General features: G+C 50.2%; 1 protein-coding gene. It reads left to right on the forward strand.

Annotation, left to right across the window (positions count from 1 at the left end; genetic code table 11):
* Nucleotides 1-867, forward strand: an 867-nt coding sequence (locus ACYVIP_RS44650) for a hypothetical protein (RefSeq protein WP_460407309.1), incomplete at both ends; no start/stop codon positions are given.

Genomic DNA, 867 nt, shown 5'->3' on the forward strand with positions numbered 1-867 from the left:
AGGTTAGTACAGAATTGACGGAAAGTGTTGCCGACGAACTTGTGTTCGGGCGTGAAATTGGAAGTCAATTCGAGCTCGTCTCTTTTCCAGACGAATTTGTTCCTGGTCGTCTCGGGGCGGGAAGTGCCCTGGCCTATTGGGCCAATAAAGTGGTCTTGTCAACGTCGATTATGGTGCATCAAGCTAAATCGAACTTGGTTGCGAAGACATCGCTCGACGCCGCCCTGGCTGTTTCGAATGCATCGTCTGGTGAAGCGATGAGCATTCGTGAAATCGCGACTCTGGCGGAACAGATGAGAACGACAGTTGTTCGTAATGCAGAAGAAAATCTCGGCGACCTAGGTGCCACTACTATTCTTGAGTGCTTGGTCGGATTGCGTTTGATAGGTGAGGTCAATGGTGATGATGCGGCGATGTTGTCACTCTGGGATAAAAATGCCGGAGGACGGCATCCGAAAGAATCAGACGAGATATACCCAGCAGTTGTATCGATGTGGGCGTGGTCAAGAATAGGAGAGAATGCTAGAGGGTCTCAAGATGTACTTGTTCGACGATTGCAAAACTCTCTCGATATTGCTCTAGGCGCTTGTAGAAAAATTCAGATGGCATACCATGTCGCAACTGATCAGTCTGTATCAATGATCTACAGGGAACGTCTGCCATTCATTCTGCCGGTGACGGTTCGAAAGGCTTTCACGATTGGCGACGCACGGCGTACGTCGAAACGCTTCACGATGATGGTAAACGGAAGTGCAAAATCCTTTATTTCGCCAACAATGGTGAGAGATCTCGGAAAGGTTTACGCCGTTCGGCGTCAACTAGTCAACTCGCCATTGCTGGCGTACAGGGACCTGCGGCGCGAGGCGC

Source organism: Actinophytocola sediminis, from assembly GCF_054779715.1.